The sequence below is a fragment of the Paenibacillus sp. J31R120 genome, assembly GCF_056269225.1.
This window is the reverse complement of the sequence record NZ_JBWDNN010000019.1, coordinates 1-1,573: the sequence shown is the minus strand read 5'-3', so window position 1 is coordinate 1,573 and position 1,573 is coordinate 1. Positions and strand designations below refer to the sequence as shown.

Sequence of the window (1,573 nt, the reverse complement as noted above, 5' to 3'; positions counted from 1 at the left end):
AACCAGCCGTGTAGCCTTGGCTATCCGTCGGCGCTACACCGGATGTAATCCCGTTGCCTTGGTACGTCACATAATATTTTGCTTCTGGCAGCAAGGTCCAGATCGCGTAAAGCGTTACGTTGGACGTGCCGATTGTAATTGTTGAACCTGCTGCATAGGCTGTGCCTGTTCCGTCAGCTTTTGTGTTCCAGCCAGTAAAGGTATTACCTTTCTTCACCATGTTTCCACTGCCGAGTACCGTTGCTGTAGAACCAGCCGTGTAGCCTTGGCTATCCGTCGGCGCTACACCGGATGTAATCCCGTTGCCTTGGTACGTCACATAATATTTTGCTTCTGGCAGCAAGGTCCAGATCGCGTAAAACGTTACGTTGGACGTGCCGATTGTAATTGTTGAACCTACTGCATAGGCTGTGCCTGTTCCGTCGGCCTCCGTGTTCCAACCGGTAAACGTGGAGCCTGCTTTTGTCATGCTGCCTGCAGTCGCTAGGGTAGCTTGCGTGCCCGGAGCGTAGTTTTTGCTCGATGGCACTGCGCCGCCATCGCTGCCATTGCCGTCATAGCTGATTGTGTACGTGATCAGCTCCCACTGAGCATGTAACGTCACGTTAGCGGAACCCATCGTCAGCGTTGCACCTGCTGTATAAGCAGTGCCCGTTCCGTCGGCTTTTGTATTCCAACCGGTAAACATGGAGCCTGCTTTTGTCATGCTGCCTGCAGTCGCTAGGGTAGCTTGCATGCCCGGAGCATAGTTTTTGCTCGATGGCACTGCGCCGCCATCGCTGCCATTGCCGTCATAGCTGATTGTGTACGTGATCAGCTCCCACTGGGCATGTAACGTCACGTTAGCGGAACCCATCGTCAATGTTGCGCCTGCTGGATAAGTAGTACCTGTTCCGTCGGCTTTTGTATTCCAACCGGTAAACATGGAGCCTGTTTTTGTCATGCTGCCTGCAGTCGCTAGTGTAGCTTGCGTGCCCGGAGCGTAGTTTTTGCTCGATGGCACTGCGCCGCCATCGCTGCCATTGCCGTCATAGCTGATTGTGTACGTGATCAGCTCCCACTGGGCGTACAACGTCACGTTAGCGTAAGCCATCGTCAACTTCGCACCTGCTGCATATGCATCGCCCGTTCCGTCCGCTTTTGTATTCCAGCCCTCGAATGAGTGGCCTGCTCTCTCCAAGTCACCTTGCAATGCTACTGAAACTTGAGCATTCGGAGCATACGCACCACCTGTTGGCACCGTACCGCTGTCACTTCCGTTGCCGTCGTAGCTGATCGCGTACGTGATCAGCTCCCACTGTCCATACAGTGTCACGTTATCCGAGCCCATTGTCAGTGTAGCACCTGCTGCATATGCATCGCCCGTTCCGTCAGCCTTCGTGTTCCAACCCTCAAATGTGTAACCCGCTTTCTCCAAAGTGCCTTGCAGAGCAACTGTAATTTGAGCATTCGGAGCATGCGAACCACCTGTTGGCACCGTACCGCTGTCACTTCCGTTGCCGTTATAGCTCAGCGTGTACGTAATCAGTTCCCATTGTGCATACAGCGTCACGTTAGCCGAGCCCATTGTCAG

Annotated in this window: 1 protein-coding gene; it reads right to left on the bottom strand. The window is 53.8% G+C overall.

The window, feature by feature from the left end; genetic code table 11:
- Positions 1-1,573 (bottom strand): InlB B-repeat-containing protein (locus AC0YNW_RS29125; RefSeq protein ID WP_475834803.1); only part of this gene is annotated, 1,573 nt, incomplete at both ends.